The sequence below is a fragment of the Dactylosporangium roseum genome, assembly GCF_025264685.1.
GTDB lineage: Bacteria > Actinomycetota > Actinomycetes > Mycobacteriales > Micromonosporaceae > Dactylosporangium > Dactylosporangium roseum.
This window is the reverse complement of sequence record NZ_CP073721.1, coordinates 7,073,390-7,094,534: the sequence shown is the minus strand read 5'-3', so window position 1 is coordinate 7,094,534 and position 21,145 is coordinate 7,073,390. Positions and strand designations below refer to the sequence as shown.

The following is a 21,145-nucleotide window of genomic DNA, read 5'->3' as shown; positions in this document are numbered from 1 at the left end:
CCGCGTACCGTGAGGGGTCGCCGCAAAGCCTCATGCAGACCAGGAGATTGCATTGACCAGCACGCTGCCGCCGCGGACCGACCAGGGAAACCGCCCGCAGACTGTCGCCGACGGCGATTTCAAGGTGGCTGACCTTTCTCTGGCGGCCTTCGGGCGCAAGGAAATTCAGCTTGCCGAGCATGAGATGCCCGGTTTGATGGCGATCCGCCGGGAGTTCGCCGCGCAGCAGCCGTTGCGGGGTGCGCGGATCACCGGTTCGCTGCACATGACGATCCAGACCGCGGTGCTGATCGAGACGTTGACCGCGTTGGGTGCGCAGGTGCGGTGGGCCAGTTGCAACATCTTCTCCACGCAGGATCACGCGGCCGCGGCGATCGCGGTCGGTCCGGAGGGCACGCCGGAGCGTCCGGCGGGCGTGCCGGTGTATGCGTGGAAGGGCGAGACCCTGGAGGAGTACTGGTGGTGCACCGAGCAGGTGCTGCTGTGGCCGGACGGGCAGGGTCCGAACATGATCCTCGACGACGGTGGTGACGCGACGCTGCTGGTGCACAAGGGTGCCGAGTTCGAGGGTGCCGGTGCGGTGCCGTCGCCGGAGACCGCGGACTCGGAGGAGTATGCGGTGATCCTGCGGCTGTTGCAGCGGTCCCTGGCCGAGGACAACCGGCGCTGGACGCGGGTGGCGGCCGGGATCAAGGGCGTGACCGAGGAGACCACGACCGGTGTGCACCGGTTGTACGAGATGCAGACCAGCGGCACGCTGCTGTTCCCGGCGATCAACGTCAACGACTCGGTGACCAAGTCGAAGTTCGACAACAAGTACGGGTGCCGGCACTCGCTGATCGACGGGATCAACCGGGCCACCGACGTGCTCATCGGTGGCAAGGTCGCGGTCGTGTTCGGCTACGGTGACGTGGGCAAGGGCTGCGCGGAGTCGCTGCGCGGGCAGGGCGCGCGGGTGATCGTGACCGAGGTCGACCCGATCTGCGCGTTGCAGGCGGCGATGGACGGCTACCAGGTCGCCACGGTCGAGGACGTGGTCGAGACCGCGGACATCTTCATCACCGCGACCGGCTGCCTCGACGTGATCACCGCCGAGCACATGGCCCGGATGAAGCACCAGGCGATCGTGGGCAACATCGGCCACTTCGACAACGAGATCGACATGGCCGGTCTGGCCCGCCGTGACGATGTGACCCGGATCAACATCAAGCCGCAGGTCGACGAGTGGAAGTTCGACGACGGCCGCTCGATCATCGTCCTGTCCGAGGGCCGGTTGCTCAACCTCGGCAACGCCACCGGGCACCCCAGCTTCGTGATGTCCAACAGTTTCGCCAACCAGACCATCGCGCAGATCGAGCTGTTCACCAAGACCGACGAGTACCCGGTCGGGGTCTACACCCTGCCCAAGCACCTCGACGAGAAGGTCGCCCGGCTGCACCTGGACGCGCTCGGGGTCAAGCTCACCGAGCTGTCCAAGAAGCAGGCCGAATACCTCGGCGTGCCGGTCGAAGGCCCGTTCAAGTCCGACCACTACCGCTACTGATCGCCGCAGTTCATCGGGGCCCGGTCGCGTCACGCGGCCGGGCCCCAGGCTCGACACGGACCTCGAACCAGGTCTAAGGTATGGCTGACCTAACTTAGGTACTGCTAACCTACGGAGCTCCACATGACCGCGATCTACCTGATCGGACTGCGCGAAGGACTTGAGATCACGCTGGTCGTGTCGATCCTCGTGGCGTTCCTGGTCAAGAGCGACCGTAGGCATCTGCTCAAGTGGGTATGGGCCGGCGTAGCCGCCGCGGCCGCGATCTCCATCGGCTTCGCCACCCTGCTTGAGGTCGGCGCCACGGAGCTGAGCTTCGAGCAGCAGGAGACGTTCGAGGCGGTCGCGTCGTTCGTCGCCGTCGCCTTCGTCACCTGGATGATCTTCTGGATGCGCCGGATGGCCCGGCGCATGGCCGCCGAGCTGCGCGGCAAGCTCGAAGAGGCGATCCAGGTCGGCACGTTCGCGGTCGCCGGCATGGCCTTCCTCGCGGTGATCCGCGAGGGACTGGAGACGTCGATCCTCTTCTACGCCGCGGCGCAAGGCGCCAAGGACACCGCACAGCCGCTGATCGGCATCAGCCTCGGCCTGCTGACGGCGGTCGTCCTGGGCTGGCTGCTCTACGCCAGCGCCATCCGGATCAACCTCACGAAGTTCTTCACCTGGACCGGTGCGCTGCTCGTCCTCGTGGCCGCCGGCATCTTCAAGTACGGCGTCCACGACCTGCAGGAGAGCGGGCTCGTGCCGGGCCTCAACACCTACGCGTTCGACCTGACCAAGGCGCTTCCCCCGGACGCCTGGTACGCGGAACTGCTGCGCGGCATGTTCAACTTCACGCCGCAGCCGACGGTCCTGGAGACCATCGCCTGGGTGGGCTACGGCATCCCGGTCCTCGTCCTCTTCCTCCTGCCGTTGTTGCGCAAACAGCAGCCGGCCGCGCCCAAGCCGGCGCCGGAGCCGGCCGGCACGAGCGCCTGAGAACCCCGGCAGTCCCCCTTTTCGTAGGAGAACCATGCGTACTTCACGACTGCTCGCGTTCGGCGCCGCCGGCGTCGCCGCGTTGAGCCTGACGGCCTGCGGCGACGACAAGGCCGGCGACGACACCGCGGCGGCCGGCGACGGAAAGATCACCGTCACCGCGACCGACACCGAGTGCACCGTCTCGAAGGCGGAGGCGTCGGCGGGTCCGGTGACCTTCGCCGTCAGCAACAAGGGTGGCAAGGTCACCGAGTTCTACGTGTACGCGTCCGGTGACCGGATCATGGGCGAGGTCGAGAACATCGCGCCCGGCCTGACCCGCGAGCTCATCGTGGAACTGCCGGCCGGCACCTACGAGACGGCGTGCAAGCCGGGCATGATCGGCAAGGGCATCCGGGGCGTCTTCAAGGCGACCGGCGACTCGAAGCCGCTCACCGACGACGCCAAGCTCAAGCAGGCGACGCAGGACTACCAGCGGTACGTGAAGAGCCAGACCGGCGCGCTCATCGAGAAGACGACGGAGTTCGTCGCCGCGGTGAAGGCCAACGACATCGAGAAGGCCAAGGCGCTGTTCCCGATCGCCCGCACGTACTGGGAGCGCATCGAGCCGGTCGCGGAGAGCTTCGGCGACCTGGACCCGGCCATCGACGCGCGCGACGGCGACCTGGAGCCCGGCCAGGAGTGGACCGGCTTCCACAAGATCGAGCAGGACCTGTGGGTCAACAAGGACGTCAGCAAGGACGGCCCGATCGCCGACAAGCTGCTCGCCGACGTGAAGACGATCGTCGAGAAGGCCAACACCGTCGAGCTCTCCCCGCTCCAGCTCGCCAACGGCGCGAAGGAGCTGCTCGACGAGGTCGCCACCGGCAAGATCACCGGTGAGGAGGACCGCTATTCGCACACCGACCTGTGGGACTTCGCGGCCAACCTCGAGGGCTCGAAGGCCGCGATCGCCGCGCTCCGTCCGGTGATCGAGGAGAAGGACGCCGCGCTGGCGAAGACCCTCGACGACAAGTTCGCCGCGGCCCAGGCCGAGCTGGACAAGCATCGCAAGGGCGACGGCTGGAGGCTGCACAACGAGCTGAACCAGGACGAGCTCAAGTCGCTCGGCGACTCGATCAACGCGCTGGCGGAGCCGATCAGCAAGGTCGCCCCGCTGGTCGCCGGCAGGTAGTAGGCGCAGTGGCCGCGAGGGATACCACCCTCGCGGTCATCCACCATGGAGGGTTGGACATGGACCGCCGCAAGATGCTCGGGCTCGCCGGTGCGGGGGCGTTCGGCGCCGCGGCCGCGGGTGTCGTCGGCACGCAGGTGTTCGACGGGGTGAACCACTCCGCTCACGCTGCCGACGCCGGCGCCGCCATCCCCTTCTACGGTGAGCACCAGGCCGGCATCGTGACGCCGGCCCAGGACCGGCTGCACTTCGTCGCCTTCGACGTCATCACCGACAAGCGGGAGGACCTGGTCGAGCTGCTGCAGAAGTGGACCATGGCGGCGGCCCGGATGGCCGCCGGCAAGGACGCGGGCAGCATCGGAGCGGTCGCCGGCGCGCCCGAGGCGGCGCCGGACGACACCGGCGAGGCGCTGGGTCTGCCGCCGTCCGGGCTGACGCTGACCATCGGCTTCGGCCCGACGCTCTTCCGGGACGCCCAGGGCAAGGACCGGTTCGGCATCGCCGACAAGCGGCCGCCGGCCCTCGCCGACCTGCCGCGCTTCGCGAAGGACGCGCTCAAGCCGGAGCTCTCCGGCGGCGACCTCTGTGTGCAGGCGTGCGCGCACGATCCGCAGGTGGCCGTCCACGCCGTGCGGAACCTGGCCCGAATCGGCTTCGGCGTGGTGAGCGTGCGCTGGTCCCAGCTCGGCTTCGGGCGCACCTCGTCGACCTCGCGCAGCCAGACCACGGCACGCAACCTGTTCGGCTTCAAGGACGGCACCGCCAACCTCAAGGCCGAGGACACCAAGCTGCTAGGGGAGCAGCTCTGGGTCCAGCCGGGTGACGGACCGGACTGGATGACCGGCGGCTCCTACGTCGTCACCCGCAAGATCCGCATGCTCATCGAGACGTGGGACCGCACCTCGCTCGGCGAGCAGGAGGCGATCATCGGCCGCGACAAGGGTGAGGGCGCGCCGCTGGGCAAGAGCAAGGAGTTCGACGAGCCGGCCTTCACCGCCGTCGGCGGCGACGGCGAGCCCGCCATCGCGATGAACTCCCACGTCCGCCTGGCGCACCCCGACTTCAACAACGGCGCCCGGCTGCTGCGCCGCGGGTACAACTTCGTCGATGGCTCTGACGGGCTCGGCCGTCTCGACGCGGGGCTGTTCTTCATTGCGTACCAACGGGATCCGCGCAAGCAGTTCGTGCCGATGCAGGCGCAGCTCGCCCGGCAGGACGCACTCAACGAGTACATTCGCCATGTGTCAAGTGGTTTGTTCGCCTGCCCCCCGGGCATCAAAGCGGCCGACGACTACTGGGGGCGTGCGCTATTCGGGTAGGTTCGGGAGATTATTTCCGGGGCATTCCGGACAGGTATCTCAAGATCTAGTTTCACCATCTGTAATCTTTGCAATGCGCAGCGTCCATTCAGGACGGAAAATCGTCGCGAAAGAGTCCGCATAACGGGACAGTTACGAATCTCTACATCCTCTATGCACGTAGCCGCCCGCGTCGTTTCCTTTAGGCACCACAACGCGGCCCGGTTAGCCCACGGTCGTGCCCGCGACCGCAGCCTCCATCGTGGCCGGGGTGTGCGTTTCTGACTGGAGGGGACATGCGCACGAGATCGAAGGGGCTCACCAGCCTCGTTGCGGTCGGGGCGGCCACGGTGCTCGCCCTGACCGCTTGCGGTGGCGGCGGCGACAAAGGCAAGAGTACGCCCACGTCCAACGCCGGTTTTGCGGACTGCGAGAAGAACCCGAACACCTGCAACGGTGGTCAGACCAAGCCGGGCGGTGAATACGTCTTCGGGCTGGAGCAGAGCTTCACCAGTTGGAACGTCAACACCGAAGAGGGCAACACGCTCGACGCGTCCAAGGCCATGTCCGGGCTCATCCCCCAGGTCTTCAAGTCGGATCCGAGTGGTCAGCTACAGCTCAACACCGATCTCATGGTCTCGGCGGAGCTCACCAACCAGAATCCCCAGACGGTGGTCTACAAGATCAAGCCGGACGCGGTCTGGAGCGACGGCACGCCGATCAACGCCGACGACTTCATCTTCGGCTGGAAGCAGAACTCCGGGAAGAAGGAGCACTGCAGCGACTGCACGCCGGCCAGCAGCTCCGGCTACGACGTCATCAAGAGCATCGTCGGCTCCGACGGTGGCAAGACCGTGACCCTGACCTTCGAGGACGGCAAGACCTACGCCGACTGGAGGGGCAAGTTCTCCACGGACGGGCTCTACCCCGCCCATCTCGCCACCAAGCAGGGCTTCGACCTGAGCAAGCCCGAGGGCGTCACCAGTGCCGCCAACTGGTTCAGCGAGACGGTGCCCACGTGGTCCGGCGGCCCGCTGCTCATCGAGTCGTTCACCAAGAACCAGTCGCTGGTCCTCAAGAAGAACGACAAGTGGTACGGCAAGGTCAAGCCGTCGCTGGACAAGGTCGTCTTCAAGTTCATCATCGATCAGGGCTCCGTGATCCCGGCGCTGCGCAACAAGGAGATCACCGGCATGTCGCCGCAGCCGAACGCGGCGCTGGTGAACGGCGCGGCCGAGACGCCCGGTGTCATCTACCGCATCGGCCACGGATACAACTGGGAGCACATCGACCTGAACCTGAAGAACAAGTACCTTGCCGACCTCGCGCTGCGCCGGGCGATCTTCACGGTGATCAACGTCAAGTCGGTCATCGACAAGACCTACGGCGTCTTCGACAAGCAGGCCAAGCCGCTCGGCAGCCACAACTTCTTCCCCGGCGACCCCAACTACAAGGACGTCGTCTCGTCCACCGGGCAGGGCTCGGGTGACGTCGAGAAGGCGAAGAAGATCCTGACCGACGCCGGTTACAAGATCGAGAACGGCAAGCTCATCACCAAGGCGGGCGAGCCCGTCCCGGCCTTCCGCTTCCGCCACACCAAGGGCAACCAGCTACGTGCCACCACCGCCGAGCTGGTCCAGGCGGCGCTGAAGAACATCGGCGTCGAGGTCAAGATCGAGGTCACCGAGACGCTGGGCAAGACGCTTACCAGCGGCGACTTCGACATGATCGTTTTCGCCTGGGTCGGCAGCCCGCTCTTCCAGGACTCGGCCGAGCAGAACTGGGTCACCGGCGGCGGCGGCAACTACGGCAACTACTCCAACCCCGACGTCGACCGGCTGAACAAGCAGGGTGCGCAGGAGCTCGACCCGAAGAAGGCCGCCGACCTGCTCAACCAGGCGAACGAGATCATGGCGAAGGAGGCGTACGTGCTGCCGCTCGCGCAGAAGCCGACGCTGACCTTCACGTACTCCGATTACGTCAACATCCGCGACAACGCGACGCAGTGGACCCCGACGTACAACATCCAGGAGTGGGGCCAGAAGGCCGCCTGAGTCTGGGCTCATCTACACACGGGGACCCCGGACGCCGATGCAGGCGTCCGGGGTCCTGCGTCACAGCGGAGGTAGATCATGATCGCCTATGCGGTGCGCCGGCTCCTGATCGGAATACCGGTGCTCATCGCCGCCTCGATCTTCGTGTTCATCGTCGCGTCCCTCTCGGGCAGCCCCATCGACGACATGGAAGCGCGAAACCCGCCGGTCCCACTCGAAACCCGGCTCTCGGAAGCCCACCGGCTCGGCCTGGACAAGCCGTTGTACGAGCGGTACCTCTCGTGGCTCGGCAACCTGGTAATGCACGGCGACTTCGGCCAGTCGACCGAGCGCACCCTCGACATCGGCGAGCAACTCGGTGACCGGCTCTGGGTCACGCTACGGCTGGTCTTCGTGGCCATGCTGCTCGCGGTGCTCCTCGCCGTCGTCTCCGGCGTGATCAGCGCCGTCAAGCAGTACAGCAAGGTCGACTACGGCTTCACCTTCACCGGGTTTCTCGCGCTGTCGATCCCGTCGTTCTGGCTGGCACTGCTGCTCAAAGAGGCCGGCATCGCCTACAACCAGAGCACCGGCTCGCAGACCTTCTACACCCTCGGCGACAAGGATTACAACCACGACACGTTCGACACGTGGGGCAAGATCACTGATATCGCCGGGCACATGGTGCTGCCCACCATCGCGTTGACGCTGATCACGTACGCGGCCTGGAGCCGGTACCAGCGCAGCGCCATGCTGGAGGTCCTCAACAGCGACTACGTCCGCCTCGCCCGGGCGAAGGGCCTGCGCAGCCGGCAGGTCATGATCCGGCACGCGCTGCGCACCGCGCTCATCCCGCTGACCACGATCACGGCCGTCGACATCGGCGGCATCTTCGGCGGCGCGGTGATCACCGAGACCGTCTTCAACTGGGCAGGCATGGGGACGTACCTGCTGGAGTCGGTCACCCGGCGGGACGTGAACTCGATCCTGGGCTGGCTGCTCGTCTCCGGTCTCGTGGTGATCCTGTTCAACATCGTCGCCGACCTGCTCTACGCCGTGCTCGACCCGAGGATTCGCTATGAGTAACCCGACCCTGGCCACGAAGGCCCCACAGGACGTTCAGGAGGTCACCACCCGGCAGCGCTCCCAGTTCGAGCTCGTCACCCGGCGGTTCCTGCGGCACCGCCTCGCGGTCGGCAGCCTGGTGGTGTTCCTGCTGATCGTGCTGTTCGCGTTCGTCGGGCCGCTCGTGTGGAAGTACGACCACACCTACATCGACGGACCGAGCTTCTCACCGCCGTCGGCGGAGTATCCGCTCGGCACCGACCAGGCCGGCCACGACCTGCTCGGCCAGAGCATGCGCGGCACCCAGCAGTCGTTGAAGATCTCGCTGATGGTGGCGCTGATCGCGACCACCTTCGGCGCGCTGTGGGGCGCGATCGCCGGCTTCTACCGGGGCAAGCTCGACGGCCTGCTCATGCGGCTCGCCGACGTGGTGCTGACCCTGCCCAGCATCGCCATCGCGGTGACCCTCGCGGTCAACTTCCGCGGCGGCGCTAGCTGGTGGGGCCTCGCCCTGGTGCTGTCGTTCCTGGCGTGGGCCGGCATCTCCCGGATGGTGCGCGGCGTCGTGCTGTCGCTGCGCGAGCAGGAGTTCGTCGAGGCGGCCAAGGCGATGGGCGCGAGCGACATGCGCATCATCGTGCGGCACCTGCTGCCCAACGCGCTCGGACCGATCATCGTGGCGGCGACGGTCACCATCGCGACCACGATCCTGTCCGAGACGGCGCTGTCCTTCATCGGCTTCGGCGTGCAGCGGCCCGACACCTCGCTCGGCCTGCTCATCAACGACGCCAAGCTCTCCGTGCAGGACCAGCCGTGGCTGTTCTACTTCCCCGGCCTGTTCATCATCCTCATCGCGCTCACCGTCAACTTCGTCGGCGACGGCCTTCGCGACGCCTTCGACCCACGACAGACGCTGGTGCGCCGATGACCGAGATTTCCCTTGATCCTCCCTCCACCGCGACCGGCGTCGTGCTGTCGGTCGAGGATCTCAGCGTCTCGTTCCCGACGGAGGACGGCCTGGTCAAGGCCGTGCGCGGCGTCTCGTACACGCTCCGGCGCGGCGAGACGCTCGGCATCGTCGGCGAGTCCGGCTCCGGCAAGTCGGTGACCTCGCTGGCCCTGATGGGCCTGCTGCCGAAGTCGGCCCGCATCACGGGATCGGCGAAGTTCCGCGGCGAGGAGCTGCTCGGCAAGAACGACCGGGAGATGAGCAAGGTGCGCGGCAAGCACCTGGCGATGATCTTCCAGGACCCGTTGACCTCGCTGAACCCGGTCTACCCGATCGGCAAGCAGATCGCCGAGGCGGTCCTCGTGCACCATGAGGTCAGCAAGCGCACCGCCTGGGACCGGGCCGTCGAGCTGCTGCGGGTCGTCGGCATCCCGCACGCCGAGCAGCGCGTGCACAACTATCCGCACGAGATGTCCGGCGGCATGCGGCAGCGGGTCGTCATCGCGATCGCCATGGCCAACAATCCCGAGGTCATGATCGCGGACGAGCCGACGACCGCATTGGACGTTACCGTGCAGGCGCAGGTGCTGGAGGCGCTGGAGGCGGCGCGTACCGAGATCGGCGCCGCGCTCGTGCTCATCACGCACGACCTCGGCGTCATCGCCGGGCATGCGGACCGGATCTGCGTCATGTACGCCGGGAAGCTGGTGGAGTCGGGCACCGTCGACGACATCTTCTACCGGCCCCGCATGCCCTACGCGCTGGGGCTGCTGGGCAGCCTTCCCCGCGTCGACGAGGGCCGGGACGCGCGACTCACGCCGATCGTCGGCACCCCGCCGTCGCTGCTGAACCTGCCGTCCGGCTGCCCGTTCCGCCCCCGCTGCCCGCTCGCGCAGGACATCTGCGCCGAGGAGGAGCCGGACCTGGTGCCGGTCGCCCACGGCCACTCGGCGGCGTGCCACTTCACCTCGCAGCTCGAGTCGGCCTCGGCCACCGACGTCTTCACGGTCACCTCGATCGACGTGGACACCGACCTGGTCGACGTGGCGTCGACCGAGCTCGCGACCGACGTCGACACGGTTTCGGAGGAGGGGACATGACCGGGGTCGTGGACACCGGCACCAAGACCGTCATCTCGGCGAAGAACCTGGTCAAGCACTTCCCGGTCCGGTCGCGGGGCATTCTGCGGCAGCGGGTCGGCGAGGTGCACGCCGTCTGCGACGTCTCCTTCGACATCGGCGCGAACGAGACGCTCGGGCTGGTCGGCGAGTCCGGTTGCGGCAAGTCGACCACCGCGCGGCTGCTGCTCAACCTGATCACCCCGACCAGTGGAACCGTGCACTACCAGGGCAAGGACCTGGCGCGCCTGTCGCGTGCGCAGATGCGACCGCTGCGGCGCGATCTGCAGATCGTGTTCCAGGACCCGTTCGCCTCGCTCGACCCGCGCATGACGGTGTTCGAGATCGTCGCCGAGCCGTTGCGCATCCACGGCCTCTTCGGTGACGGGGGCCGCGCGACGGTCCGCGAGCTGATGCGGACCGTGGGCCTCAACGCGGAGCACGGCAACCGGTACCCGCACGAGTTCTCCGGTGGGCAGCGGCAGCGCATCGGCATCGCCCGGGCGCTGGCGCTGCGCCCGAAGGTCCTCGTGCTGGACGAGCCCGTGTCGGCCCTGGACGTGTCGATCCAGGCCGGCGTGATCAATCTGCTGGAGGACCTGCAGACCGAGCTCGGGCTGTCCTACCTCTTCGTTTCGCACGATCTTTCGGTGGTACGGCACATCGCGCACCGCGTCGCCGTGATGTATCTCGGCAAGATCGTGGAGACGGCGTCGGTCGAGGAACTGTTCACGAAGGCGTCGCACCCGTACACGCAGGCGCTGATCTCGGCGATCCCACTGCCGGACCCGCGCAAGGAACGCATGCGGCAACGGATCCTGCTCACCGGCGACGTGCCCAGCCCGGTGAAGCCGCCGAGCGGGTGCCGGTTCCGGACCCGCTGCCCGAAGTTCGCCTCGATGCTGACATCGGCGGAGCAGAAGCGGTGTGTCGAGGAGGAACCGGCGCTGACCGACCGCGGCCAGGGCCACCGCAGCGCCTGCCACTACGCGGAGGCGGTCAAACTCGTCTGAACCGAACCGACCCGGGATGCCGCCGTCCACTGTCGTGGCCGGCGGCATCGCCGCTTCGCCGGCCCGCCTCCGCGGCACCGCCGGCTTTGCCCGCTCCGGCGCGGTACCGTCAGCGCAGCGACGCCGGCGGGTGAACGGTCGGCGTGGTTCCCGGCTGGATCATGCCCGGCCGCGGCATTCCCGGCCGGGGTTGTCCCGGCCAGGCGGCGGTGCCGTTCGGTGGGACTGCGAACGCCGGGGTCCACGGCACCGGGCCCGTGATCGGCGGCGCCGCGGACGCTGTCGGATTGAGTGCCGCCGCGAGGCCCGGCCACACGCTCGCCGACGCGGCCCGCGCCTTCACCAGTTGACGCGCGGCGCGGCGGTGACGCTCAGCAAGTACTGCTGCGAGATATGCCCAACCGGGGACCCCCGGCGGTGGCGAGGGAGTGGTGTACATCGCGACCTCGCGGGCCAGCGCTTGGCCCAGCGCGGTGCGGGCCGGCTCGGCGATCTCCCGGTTCCGGGCGAGGAAGTGTCGCACGGCCAGCGCGAGGCTGTCGTCGAGGCCGGTGAGGTCGAGCAGCGCCGCCCAGCGGGCCAGCGGAGGCGGCATCGCCGGCACCCAGCCCCAGCTAGCCGGGGTCCGCTCGTGGATGACGATGGTGCCCGCCGCCAGGTCGCCGAGGCGCTTGCCGCTGGGGTTGAGCAGCAGGGTGCCGATGCTCGCCAGCCAGGTCACCACCGGCATCAGCAGACCCGGCCACTCCAGCGCCAGCCCGACCAGCCCACGGGTGAACGCGTGCCGGAACCGGACCGGGCCGCCGTCGTCGCGGACCACCCGCAGGCCCATGGCCGCCTTGCCCGGAGTGCGGCCCCGCAGCAGCGTCTCCCAGAACACCGGATAACCCAGCAGCACCGTCACCAGGACCACAACCACGATGGCCTGGCCCAGACCGGCGTCGAAGACGCCGACGTTGGCGGTCATCCACACGACGATCCCCGCCACGATCGTCAGCACGAAGAACAAGACCGCCTGGCCGACGATGTCGATCAGCAGGGCGAGCACCCGTGAGCCGGCCCGGGCGACGCGCACGTCGAGCTCGACCGCCTCACCGCTGACCAGCCGGTCGCCGGGAGTCTCGGGGGCTGACGCGACGCTCATGGCGAACAGTGTCCTACAACGGTGCACCCCGGCGCGTGCCCTGTCCGTCTACGCTGCCGGGGTGGACCTGGACGCGTACGTCGCCGAGCACGGCGGAGAGTGGCGGCGGCTGGAGGAGCTCTCCAAGCGCCGCCGGTTGACCGCCGCCGAGGCCGACGAGTTGGTGGCGCTCTACCAGCGCGCGGCGACCCATCTCTCGCTCGTGCGCAGCCGGTCGCCCGATCCGGCGCTCGTCGCGTGGCTGTCCCGCCTGGTGCTCACCGGCCGCAACGCGATCACCGGCACGCCGTCGTTCTCGTTCCACACGGTCGGCAGGTTCTTCACCACGACGTTCCCGCTGGCCGTCTACCGAGCCTGGCCCTGGTGGTCCGGGGTGGCCACGGCCTTCTGTCTGGTGACGTTCGGTCTGATGGGGTACATCGCGGCGAACCCCGAGGTGGCGAACTACTTCGTCTCCGACGCCGCGATCGAGTCGCTGGTCAACAGCGAGTTCGCCGGCTACTACAGCGAGTTCCAGCCGCAGAACTCCACCCTGCGGGTCTGGACCAACAACGCCCTGCTGACCGGCGAGGTCCTGGCCGCCGGCGTCCTGATCCTCCCGACCGTGTATGTCCTGTTCACCAACGCCCTGAACGTCGGCCTCGTCGGCGGCGTGATGATCGCGTACGGCCGGAGCGACGTCTTCTTCGGCATGATCATTCCGCATGGCCTGCTGGAACTGACGGCGGTGTTCGTCGGCGCCGGCGTGGGCCTGCGCATCGGCTGGTCCTGGATCGCGCCGGGCCCGTTTCGCACGAGGGGCCGCGCCCTGGCCGAGGCGGCTCGGGAGGGCATGCTGGTGGCGCTGGGTCTGGTGGTGGTGCTGCTGATCAGCGGCGTGCTGGAGGGTTTCTTGACCCCGGCGCCGATCCCCATGCTGCTGAAGGACTTCGTCGGCGCGATCGTCTGGATGGCCTTCCTGGCATACGTCGTGGTCCTCGGCCGAAAGGCCGCCGCCGCGGGCGAGTCGACCGCCCTCCCGGAGGACCTGGCCGAGGACCCGCTCCCGACCGCATAGTCCGTCCCCGCATCCTGGTCCACCACCGATCGCGGGGCCGGCGCTCAGAGGCGGCCGGAGTGTTTCAGGGCCAGGTAGTGATCGGTCAGTCTCGACGCGAACTCGTCGACGGGGGCATCGACGACCTCGACGCCGTGCCGGCGGAGGGCGGCGGCGACACGTTCCCGCTCGGACAGCGCCCGCTGGGCCGCGGCCGCCGTGTAGACGTCGGCGGCGCTCGGCGTCCGGCCGACCTGTGCCATCCGCGTCAGTTCGGGGTCGTGGACGGCGGCGACGATCACCTTGTGCCGCGCGGCGAGCTGCGGCAGCACCGGCAGCAGGCCGTCGCCCAACGCGCCCGGCTCCAGCGCGGTGAACAGCACCACCAGGGCGCGCTTCCGCTCGCGCCGCAGCACCTCGCTGGCGACCAGGCCGAAGTCGGTCTCCACCAGTGCCGGCTCCAGCGGCGCCATCGCGGTCACCAGCCGGAACAGCAATGAGCGGCGCTCGACGTTGGTCACCGAGGCACGCACCGCGGTGTCCACGGCGAGCAGGTCGACCCGGTCGTCGGCCCGCGCCGCGACCGACGCGAGCAGCATCGCCGCGTCCATCGCCGCGTCCAGCCGCGGCTCGTCGCCGATACGCGCCGCCGAGGTGCGCCCGGTGTCGAGCACGCACACCAGCCGCCGGTCGCGCTCGGGCCGCCAGGTGCGCACCACGACGTCGGACCGCCGGGCGCTGCCGCGCCAGTCGATGGACCGCACATCGTCGCCGAGCACGTATTCCCGCAGCGTGTCGAACTCCGTGCCCTGCCCGCGCCCGCGCGTCACCACCGACCCGTCGAGCACCCGCAGCCGCGCCAGCTTCTCCGGCAGGATGCGCCGTGAACTGAACCGCGGGTACACCCGCAACCGCCATTCCGGCGTCAGCCGGTCGGCGGACTTCCGGGTGCTCTGCCGATACGCCAGACGCAACGGCCCGTACGCCCGTGCGGTCACGCGCACGGCGGGCCGGTCGCCGCGTCGTGTCGGGGTCAGCGACGTCGTCACCGCGACCGCCCGGCCCGGCTCGATGCGCACCTCCTGCATCGTCGGCGTGGCCCCGGCGGACGGCACCCATGCGTCGCGGACCTGCCCGACGAACACCCGGCCGGAGCCGTTGTGCAGGATGAGCCGCACGCTGCCGGACTCGCCCAGCCACAGCGATCTGTCGCCGGACCGGCTCATCCGCAGCTCGCTCGGCGACGCTGCCGCGAGCCCATCGAGCAGCGCGGCGACGCCGACGGCGAGCACGAGCACGCCGGCGGCGACCCACAGCCACACCGGGCTGATCCCCGATCCCAGGGTCGCACCGAACAGCGCCAGCAGCAGTGTGCCGACGGCGAGCAGCGCCGGCGGCCGCCAGGTGATCATCGCGGGGTCGGCACCGTGGCGAGGACGGAGTCGAGGACGGCGTCGGACGTCACGCCTTCGAGCTCCGCCTCGGCCCGCAGGCGCACGCGGTGGCGCAGGGTCGGCCGGGCCAGCGCCTTGACGTCGTCGGGTGTGACGTAGTCACGACCGGTCAGCCACGCCCAGGCCTTCGACGCGGCGAGTAGGGCCGTCGCGCCACGCGGGGACGCGCCGAGCTCCAGCGACGGCGACACCCGCGTCGCCCGGCACAGGTCGACGATGTACGCGAGCACGCCGTCGGCGACCGCGACCCGCTGCACCGCGGCCCGGCCGGCGACCAGGTCGGCTGCCGTCGCCACCGCCTGCACCCCGGCCTCGCGCAGCCGTCGCGGGTCGAAGCCCTGGTGGTGCGCCCGGAGCACACCGAGCTCCTCGTCGCGGGTCGGCAGCGGCACCGTCAGCTTGAGCAGGAACCGGTCGAGCTGCGCTTCCGGCAGGGGATAGGTGCCTTCGTATTCGATCGGGTTCTGCGTCGCGGCCACCAGGAACGGATCGGGCAGCGTGCGTGGCGTGCCCTCGACCGAGACCTGCCGCTCCTCCATGACCTCCAGCAGCGACGCCTGCGTCTTCGGCGGCGTCCGGTTGATCTCGTCGGCGAGCAGCAGGTTGGTGAAGACCGGCCCCTGGCGGAACTGGAACTCGGCGCTGCGCGCGTCGAAGATCAGCGACCCGGTGACGTCACCGGGCATGAGATCGGGCGTGAACTGCACGCGCTTGGAGTCCAGGTCGAGTGCCGCCGCGATGGTACGGATGAGCAGCGTCTTCGCCACGCCCGGCACACCTTCGAGCAGCACGTGCCCGCGGGCCAGCAGGGCGATGACCATGCCGGTCACCACCGCGTCCTGGCCGACGACGACCTTGCCGACCTCGGCACGCAGCCGGCCCAGCGCCGCACGGGCCTGGAGCGCGCCGGTGTCGGGCGCGGCGCCTTGGGGCAACGGAATGGCGGTGTCGGTCACCGGGACTCTCCTTCGGGTGCGGCGTCCGGCGCGTTCGTTGCCGCGACGGGATGTTCGGTTGCGACGGCGTTGAGCAACTGCTCCAGGCTCGTGGCGGCTTGGACCAGTTGCACGTCGTCCTCTGGCGACGGCCCGAAGAGAACCTGCTCGACCAGCGGCGCGGGCCAGCCACTTTGCGCGGCGACCCCCTCGATCAGCGTCCGGCGGTCGACGTCGGGCTCGAGCCGCAGCAGGTGCGTCAGCCGGCTCAGGGCGGTGGCCCGCAGTGTCCGCAGCGATTCGGCGCGGGCCTTCGCGCGCTGGTACAAACGTCCGCGCCCGGCGACCGTCTCCGACGCCCGGACGACAATCGGCAGCGGCTCGACGACGGGGCTCCCCAGCCGTCGTGCCTGCGCGAGCGCGGACAAGACGAAGACGATCACGAGCAGCGCGGCGGCGACATACGTCCATGGCGGGAACGCCTGCCACAGCGGGTTGGGCGGCTCCTCCTCCTCGCCGTTGTCGCCGCCCCACGTGGTCTGCGGGTCGTCTGAGCCGTCCTTCCCGCGCACCGGGAAGTCGGGATCGCCCGGCTCACCGGAGGACGGCGGGCGCAGGGACGGCGGTGCCGCCGAACCGCCGCCGAGGCCGGGGTTGTTGTCGACGAGTGGCGGGGGCTCGTGACGATGCAGATCCAGCCAGATCAGCCTGGGCGAACGAGTCAGCAGCCCGGTCGCCAGCTTCGCGTTGTCGTGCTCGCCGATCCGGTCGTTGCGGAACGGGTCGGCCGAGCCCACCAGAGTGACCCGGGAGGCGCCGCGCTCGAAGACGACGAGCGCGTCGTCGTAGCACCGGGCAAGCTCCCTGGCCTCCCGCTGGAGGACCGGACCGTATCGGGTCCGGTGGACTCCCGCGCGGCCCGCCTCGGCGGCCGGCGCATACGTGCAGCCGGGGTCGCGGGCCTCGCTGACATACGCCCGTTTCGCCGACCAGAGCGGCAACAGCGCGTCGACGACGGTGTCGAGCCGCGGCTCGATCAGCACGACGTCGGTCGTGGGCGGCAGCAGCTTGAGCATGCGCAGGTAATACGGGTGGACCAGCTCCGGGGTGGTGATCAGCAGCGTCGCGTCGCCCTGGTGGGCGGCGACCAGCGCGTCTGAGGACTTCGTCACCCGCTGGATGTCGACGCCGGCGGCGCGGACCCGGTCCGCGAGCGCGGCGGCGCCGATGTCGGCCGTGCTGGTCGGCGACAGGTAGGCCGGGTCGTCCTGGTCCGGCTGCTCTAGCTGGTAGATCCAGGTGCCGAGCAGCACCACGACGAGCACCGCGGCGGGCGGGACCACCAGGCGCAGCCAGCGCCAGCTCCGCGGCTTCTTCGGCTGCTTCGCCTTGCCGGCCGATGAGGCGTTGCCGGCCGGCGGTGGTGGGTTGCCGGTCGGTGGTGTGCTAGCGGCCGGTGGGCCGGCGGGTGGCGAGTCGACGGGCGTCGCGGTCATGCACCGACCTCCGCGGCGAGCTGGCGCATCCGGTTGTCGTGCTCCGCGGTGGCGGGACGTTCGCCATACCAGATGTCGGAGAAGATGCCCGTCGCACTGCGCAGCGGGGAGTCGATGGCCGGCACGACGGCCGCGGCGGCGTGTGCGAGCTCGGTGACGGTCATGCCGGGCCGGTGCTCGAGGATCCTGCGCTCGACCAGTCCGCGGACAATGGCGCGCAGCCGCTCGCGGACCGCCTCGGCGAACCTGCCCTCGGCGGCCAGCCGGTCGGCCAGCGACGTGAAGACGTGTGCCGGCAGGTCGGGCAGCTCGGCGTCGGGCTCCGGATCGGGCAGCGGCAACGGCTCGACCAGCTCCGGCGCCGGCTCCTGAGTCGTCTTCCGCTTGCGCCGCCGGAGGAAACTCGGCAGACCGTCGGGCACCCAGCGCGGATAGAAGTAGTGCAGCAGACCGAACACGACCGAGCCCACGAAGAGGACGAAGACGACCCACGCCACGCCGAACACGTCATCGAGCGCGTCGAGGAAGAATGCCCAGGCGCGGGTCATCGGGCCGCTCCGAGGACGGCGGAGCCGGCCAGGTCGACCGGCCGGCCCAGGCGGCGGATGCGGCCGATCGCGATGTCGAGGCCCTCGACGCGCATGCGGGTCTCCAGGTAGAGCACCGCGTCGACGCACGCCAGTGTGGCGTAGGCGAGCGAGTCGACCAGCACCCACAGGGCCAGGATGAGCACCGTGAAGACGGTCGAACCCGGGCGCAACGAAACCTGCAGCAGCCCATAGGCCACATACCCGAGGACCAGCCGGATCGCGGTCCAGCTCACGTATCCACCCAGGCGGATCGCCGCTCCCCGCAGTCCGACCGACGCCAGGCGGAACGAACGGCCCAGCGCCCGGCCGGGTCCGATCCGGTCGACGATCAGCGCCGGGCCCGCCATGCCGACGAGGCCGAGCAGGAACAGCCAGGGCAGCAGCATGACGAGCGAACTCGTCAGCAGTATCGCCGCGATCACGACGGCGACCACAAGGAGCGCCGGGAGCCGCCGGAACACCTGCCTCAGCAGTTCCCGCGCACGCACCGGTCGCCCGAGCAACCCGGGGCCGGCGGCGGCACCCGTCAGCCCGCCCAGCAGCGCGAGGATCGCGCCCTCGGTGGCCAGGCCGGCGCAGAAGGCCAGCCACGACGAACCCAATCGCTCGGAATGGGGAAGGTTGAGCGGCGGTGCCATGCCGGCCCAGGAACGCAGCGGATAGAGCAGGGCCTGCTCGCAGACGGCCAGCACCATGGCCGACGCCAGCAGGAGCGGCCCATGGACGCGCAGCAGCGACACCGCTGCGTCGAGCAACTCACCGAAGGTGAGCGGACGCATCGGGATCACGGCCTTGGTCTGTTCCACGCGGACACCGTAGTAGGCCGGGGCGACAAAAATCGCCCACGTCACGCAGAGTCGACGAGGCGAACACAATCGGGCACATCTTTCTCAAGATCGGCTGCCGGGTTCCCATGTTCGGGCGTGGAGGTGAAATATTGGACCGCATGAGAGCCCGTGTCCTGGTGGTCGACGACGACCCCGCCCTCGCCGAGATGCTCGGCATCGTTCTGCGCAGCGAAGGTTTCCTCCCCTCGTTCGTCGCGGACGGTGAGCGGGCCCTCGCTGCGTTCCGGGACACCCGACCCGACATCGTGCTGCTCGACCTGATGCTGCCCGGGATGAGCGGGATCGACGTCTGTCGGTCCATCCGCGCCGAGTCCGGCGTGCCGATCGTCATGCTCACCGCGAAGAGCGACACGGTCGACGTGGTCCTCGGCCTCGAGTCCGGCGCCGACGACTACGTGATGAAGCCGTTCAAGCCCAAGGAGCTGGTCGCGCGCATGCGTGCCCGGCTGCGTCGCGGTGAGGACGTCGCGCCGGAGCTGCTGACCATAGGGCCACCCGGCAACCAGATCACCATCGACGTGCCCGCGCACACGGTCACGCGCGACGGCGACGAGGTCAAGCTGACCCCGCTCGAGTTCGACCTGCTCGTGGCCCTGGCCCGCAAGCCGCGTCAGGTCTTCACGCGTGAGGTGCTGTTGGAGCAGGTCTGGGGCTATCGGCATGCCGCCGACACGCGCCTGGTCAACGTGCACGTGCAGCGGCTGCGCGCCAAGATCGAGCCTGATCCCGAGAAGCCGGAGATCATCCTGACCGTGCGTGGTGTCGGCTACAAGGCCGGCACCGGCTAGGTCGTGCCTCCGCGATGCGTATCGACCCTGTCCTCGTCCAGGTCCGCCGGCTCCGGCCGAAGCGGCTGGTTCCGCTCGCCGTGAGCCGGCGTGCCCGTCGATTCTGGGCGGCGACCCGGCGCCGGTGGCGGCGTTCGCTGCAGTTCCGGGTCGTCGGCATCACGCTCCTGCTGTCGGCGGCGCTGGTGCTGGCCTTCGGCTACACGGTCGCGTCCCTGATCAGCCAGGGCGTGCTAGAGAGCAGGATCAACACGGCCAAGGAACAGATCTCCGGCGGTGCCACCTACGCCGCGCACGAGCTCGAGGGTTTCACCCAGGCCGACGACCCCGGTCTGCCCGGCAAGCTGCAAACCGTGGCGGGCTACCTGGCCACCTCGATGGACGTGCCCGGCGCCGAGGTCATCGTGATGCGGCGCGGCTCCAAGCCCGCGTCATGGCCCGAGCAGAGCGCCTACCAGGTCATGAACATCCCGGCCATGCGGCCGATGCGTCAGGTCGTCGGCAGTCGTCCCGGCACGTATCAGCAGATCGCCACCCTCGACGTCGGCATGGGCCCGCGCAAGTATCTCGTCCTCGGCACCCGCGTGGCGACCGCCGGCGACCCCGTCGAGCTCTACTACCTGCTTCCCCTGCAGTCGGAGGACGAGCTCGTCCAGTTCGTCGCGTTGGTCGTCACCGTCACCGGCATCGCGCTCGTCGCGCTGCTCGCGTTGATCGCCGCCATGATGACCCGGCTCGTGGTCAAACCGGTCCGGGTCGCGGCGCGCACCGCACAGCGGCTCTCCGCCGGGCTGCTCGACCAGCGCATGGGGGTCAAGGGCGAGGACGACCTGGCGCGTCTCGCCGCCGCGTTCAACCAGATGGCGGCCAACCTCCAGCGGCAGATCGTGCGGCTGGAGGAGATGTCGCGCCTGCAACGCCGGTTCACCTCCGACGTGTCACACGAGCTGCGCACGCCGCTGACGACCGTCCGCATGGCCGCCGATCTGCTGTTCGCGTCCCGCGAGGACTTCGACCCGGCGGCCGCGCGCAGCGCCGAGTTGCTGCAGGCGGAGCTCGACCGGTTCGAGGGCCTGCTCACCGACCTGCTGGAGATCAGCCGGTTCGATGCCGGGTTCGCGGCGCTCGACGCCGAGCCGACCGACCTGGTGCCGGTCGTGCGCCGGGCCGGCGAGCGGCTGGCATCGCTGGCCGAGCGGTGCGGCGTCCCGCTGCGTGTCGACACGCCGGACACCGAGGTCATCGCCGAGGTCGACCCGCGACGCGTGGAGCGCATCCTGCGCAACCTCGTCGGCAACGCGGTCGAGCACGGCGAGGGCAAGCCGGTCGTGGTGACCCTGGCCGCCGACTCCTCGGCCGTCGCGGTGACCGTTCGCGACCACGGCGTGGGCCTCAAGACCGGGGAGGAGAAGCTGGTGTTCAACCGGTTCTGGCGCGCGGACCCCTCCCGGGCGCGGCAGACCGGGGGCACCGGGCTGGGGCTGTCCATCAGCCTGGAGGACGCCCGCCTGCACGGCGGCTGGCTGGAGGCGTGGGGCGCGTCCGGCAAGGGCGCCCAGTTCCGCCTCACGCTGCCGACCCGCAGCGGCGACCGGCTGGTCTCGTCGCCGTTGCGCCTCGTGCCCGACGACGCCCGCGCCGACGAGACCGCACTGATCGGGGAGACGTCGTGAGCCGACGAAC

At 69.5% G+C, this 21,145-nt stretch carries 18 protein-coding genes; 12 read left to right on the top strand and 6 right to left on the bottom strand.

Features of this window, described 5'->3' with window-relative positions; genetic code table 11:
* Positions 1-52 precede the first annotated feature (52 nt).
* From ahcY to Drose_RS33230, 9 genes are all read left to right on the top strand, one after another.
* The gene (gene ahcY / locus Drose_RS33270) at positions 53-1,543 is read left to right on the top strand and encodes an adenosylhomocysteinase (RefSeq protein WP_260725210.1); all 1,491 of its coding nucleotides are present in this window, start codon (positions 53-55) and stop codon (positions 1,541-1,543) included.
* Positions 1,544-1,666: 123 nt separating this feature from the next.
* Positions 1,667-2,521, top strand: a complete 855-nt coding sequence (gene efeU / locus Drose_RS33265; protein WP_260725209.1) for an iron uptake transporter permease EfeU — start codon at positions 1,667-1,669, stop codon at positions 2,519-2,521.
* 34 nt (positions 2,522-2,555) lie between these two features.
* Positions 2,556-3,695 carry an iron uptake system protein EfeO gene (efeO, locus tag Drose_RS33260; RefSeq protein WP_260725208.1) on the top strand — a complete coding sequence of 380 codons (1,140 nt, stop codon included), beginning with the start codon at positions 2,556-2,558 and terminating at the stop codon, positions 3,693-3,695.
* Between the two features lie 59 nt (positions 3,696-3,754).
* A complete protein-coding gene (gene efeB, locus Drose_RS33255) occupies positions 3,755-5,014 on the top strand; it encodes an iron uptake transporter deferrochelatase/peroxidase subunit (RefSeq protein ID WP_260725207.1) in 1,260 nt (419 codons plus the stop codon).
* Between the two features lie 275 nt (positions 5,015-5,289).
* Entirely contained in the window at positions 5,290-7,047 is a 1,758-nt protein-coding gene (locus tag Drose_RS33250; RefSeq protein ID WP_260725206.1) for an ABC transporter family substrate-binding protein, read from the top strand.
* Between the two features lie 78 nt (positions 7,048-7,125).
* On the top strand, positions 7,126-8,112 hold the full coding sequence (locus Drose_RS33245) for an ABC transporter permease (protein WP_260725205.1): 987 nt from the start codon (positions 7,126-7,128) through the stop codon (positions 8,110-8,112).
* Positions 8,105-9,019: an ABC transporter permease gene (locus Drose_RS33240; RefSeq protein WP_260725204.1), complete on the top strand. Its 915-nt coding sequence runs from the start codon at positions 8,105-8,107 to the stop codon at positions 9,017-9,019. Before Drose_RS33245 ends, Drose_RS33240 begins: the two co-directional genes overlap by 8 nt.
* Positions 9,016-10,140, top strand: coding sequence for an ABC transporter ATP-binding protein (locus tag Drose_RS33235; protein WP_260725203.1), 1,125 nt, complete (start codon positions 9,016-9,018; stop codon positions 10,138-10,140). The genes Drose_RS33240 and Drose_RS33235 overlap by 4 nt, the downstream gene beginning before the upstream one ends.
* A complete protein-coding gene (locus Drose_RS33230) occupies positions 10,137-11,171 on the top strand; it encodes an ABC transporter ATP-binding protein (RefSeq protein ID WP_260725202.1) in 1,035 nt (344 codons plus the stop codon). Before Drose_RS33235 ends, Drose_RS33230 begins: the two co-directional genes overlap by 4 nt.
* Positions 11,172-11,280: 109 nt before the next feature.
* Here the strand turns inward: Drose_RS33230 and Drose_RS33225 are convergent, their stop codons facing one another.
* Complete coding sequence (locus Drose_RS33225; protein WP_260725201.1) at positions 11,281-12,315, bottom strand: RDD family protein; 1,035 nt, start codon at positions 12,313-12,315, stop codon at positions 11,281-11,283.
* Positions 12,316-12,376: 61 nt separating this feature from the next.
* Between Drose_RS33225 and Drose_RS33220 the strand changes: the two genes are divergently transcribed.
* On the top strand, positions 12,377-13,372 hold the full coding sequence (locus Drose_RS33220) for a stage II sporulation protein M (RefSeq protein WP_260725200.1): 996 nt from the start codon (positions 12,377-12,379) through the stop codon (positions 13,370-13,372).
* Between the two features lie 44 nt (positions 13,373-13,416).
* Here Drose_RS33220 and Drose_RS33215 read toward each other — a convergent pair whose 3' ends face one another.
* Genes Drose_RS33215 through Drose_RS33195 form a run of 5 tightly spaced genes read right to left on the bottom strand, consistent with a single transcriptional unit; the run spans position 13,417 to position 18,632 of the window.
* A complete protein-coding gene (locus tag Drose_RS33215; RefSeq protein ID WP_260725199.1) occupies positions 13,417-14,763 on the bottom strand; it encodes a DUF58 domain-containing protein in 1,347 nt (448 codons plus the stop codon).
* Entirely contained in the window at positions 14,760-15,761 is a 1,002-nt protein-coding gene (locus Drose_RS33210; protein ID WP_313899964.1) for an AAA family ATPase, read from the bottom strand. The genes Drose_RS33215 and Drose_RS33210 overlap by 4 nt, the downstream gene beginning before the upstream one ends.
* Positions 15,758-17,236 (bottom strand): DUF4350 domain-containing protein, encoded by a 1,479-nt coding sequence (locus tag Drose_RS33205; RefSeq protein ID WP_260725198.1) that lies wholly within the window; start codon positions 17,234-17,236, stop codon positions 15,758-15,760. Before Drose_RS33205 ends, Drose_RS33210 begins: the two co-directional genes overlap by 4 nt.
* Positions 17,233-17,784 carry a DUF4129 domain-containing protein gene (locus tag Drose_RS33200; protein ID WP_260725197.1) on the bottom strand — a complete coding sequence of 184 codons (552 nt, stop codon included), beginning with the start codon at positions 17,782-17,784 and terminating at the stop codon, positions 17,233-17,235. The genes Drose_RS33205 and Drose_RS33200 overlap by 4 nt, the downstream gene beginning before the upstream one ends.
* On the bottom strand, positions 17,781-18,632 hold the full coding sequence (locus Drose_RS33195) for a hypothetical protein (protein ID WP_260725196.1): 852 nt from the start codon (positions 18,630-18,632) through the stop codon (positions 17,781-17,783). Before Drose_RS33195 ends, Drose_RS33200 begins: the two co-directional genes overlap by 4 nt.
* Positions 18,633-18,772: 140 nt before the next feature.
* Here Drose_RS33195 and mtrA point away from each other — a divergent pair, with 140 nt between their 5' ends.
* Both mtrA and mtrB read left to right on the top strand, forming a co-directional pair.
* Positions 18,773-19,462, top strand: a complete 690-nt coding sequence (mtrA, locus tag Drose_RS33190; RefSeq protein WP_259859581.1) for an MtrAB system response regulator MtrA — start codon at positions 18,773-18,775, stop codon at positions 19,460-19,462.
* A gap of 14 nt (positions 19,463-19,476) precedes the next feature.
* A complete protein-coding gene (gene mtrB, locus Drose_RS33185) occupies positions 19,477-21,135 on the top strand; it encodes an MtrAB system histidine kinase MtrB (protein ID WP_260725195.1) in 1,659 nt (552 codons plus the stop codon).
* Positions 21,136-21,145 lie beyond the last annotated feature (10 nt).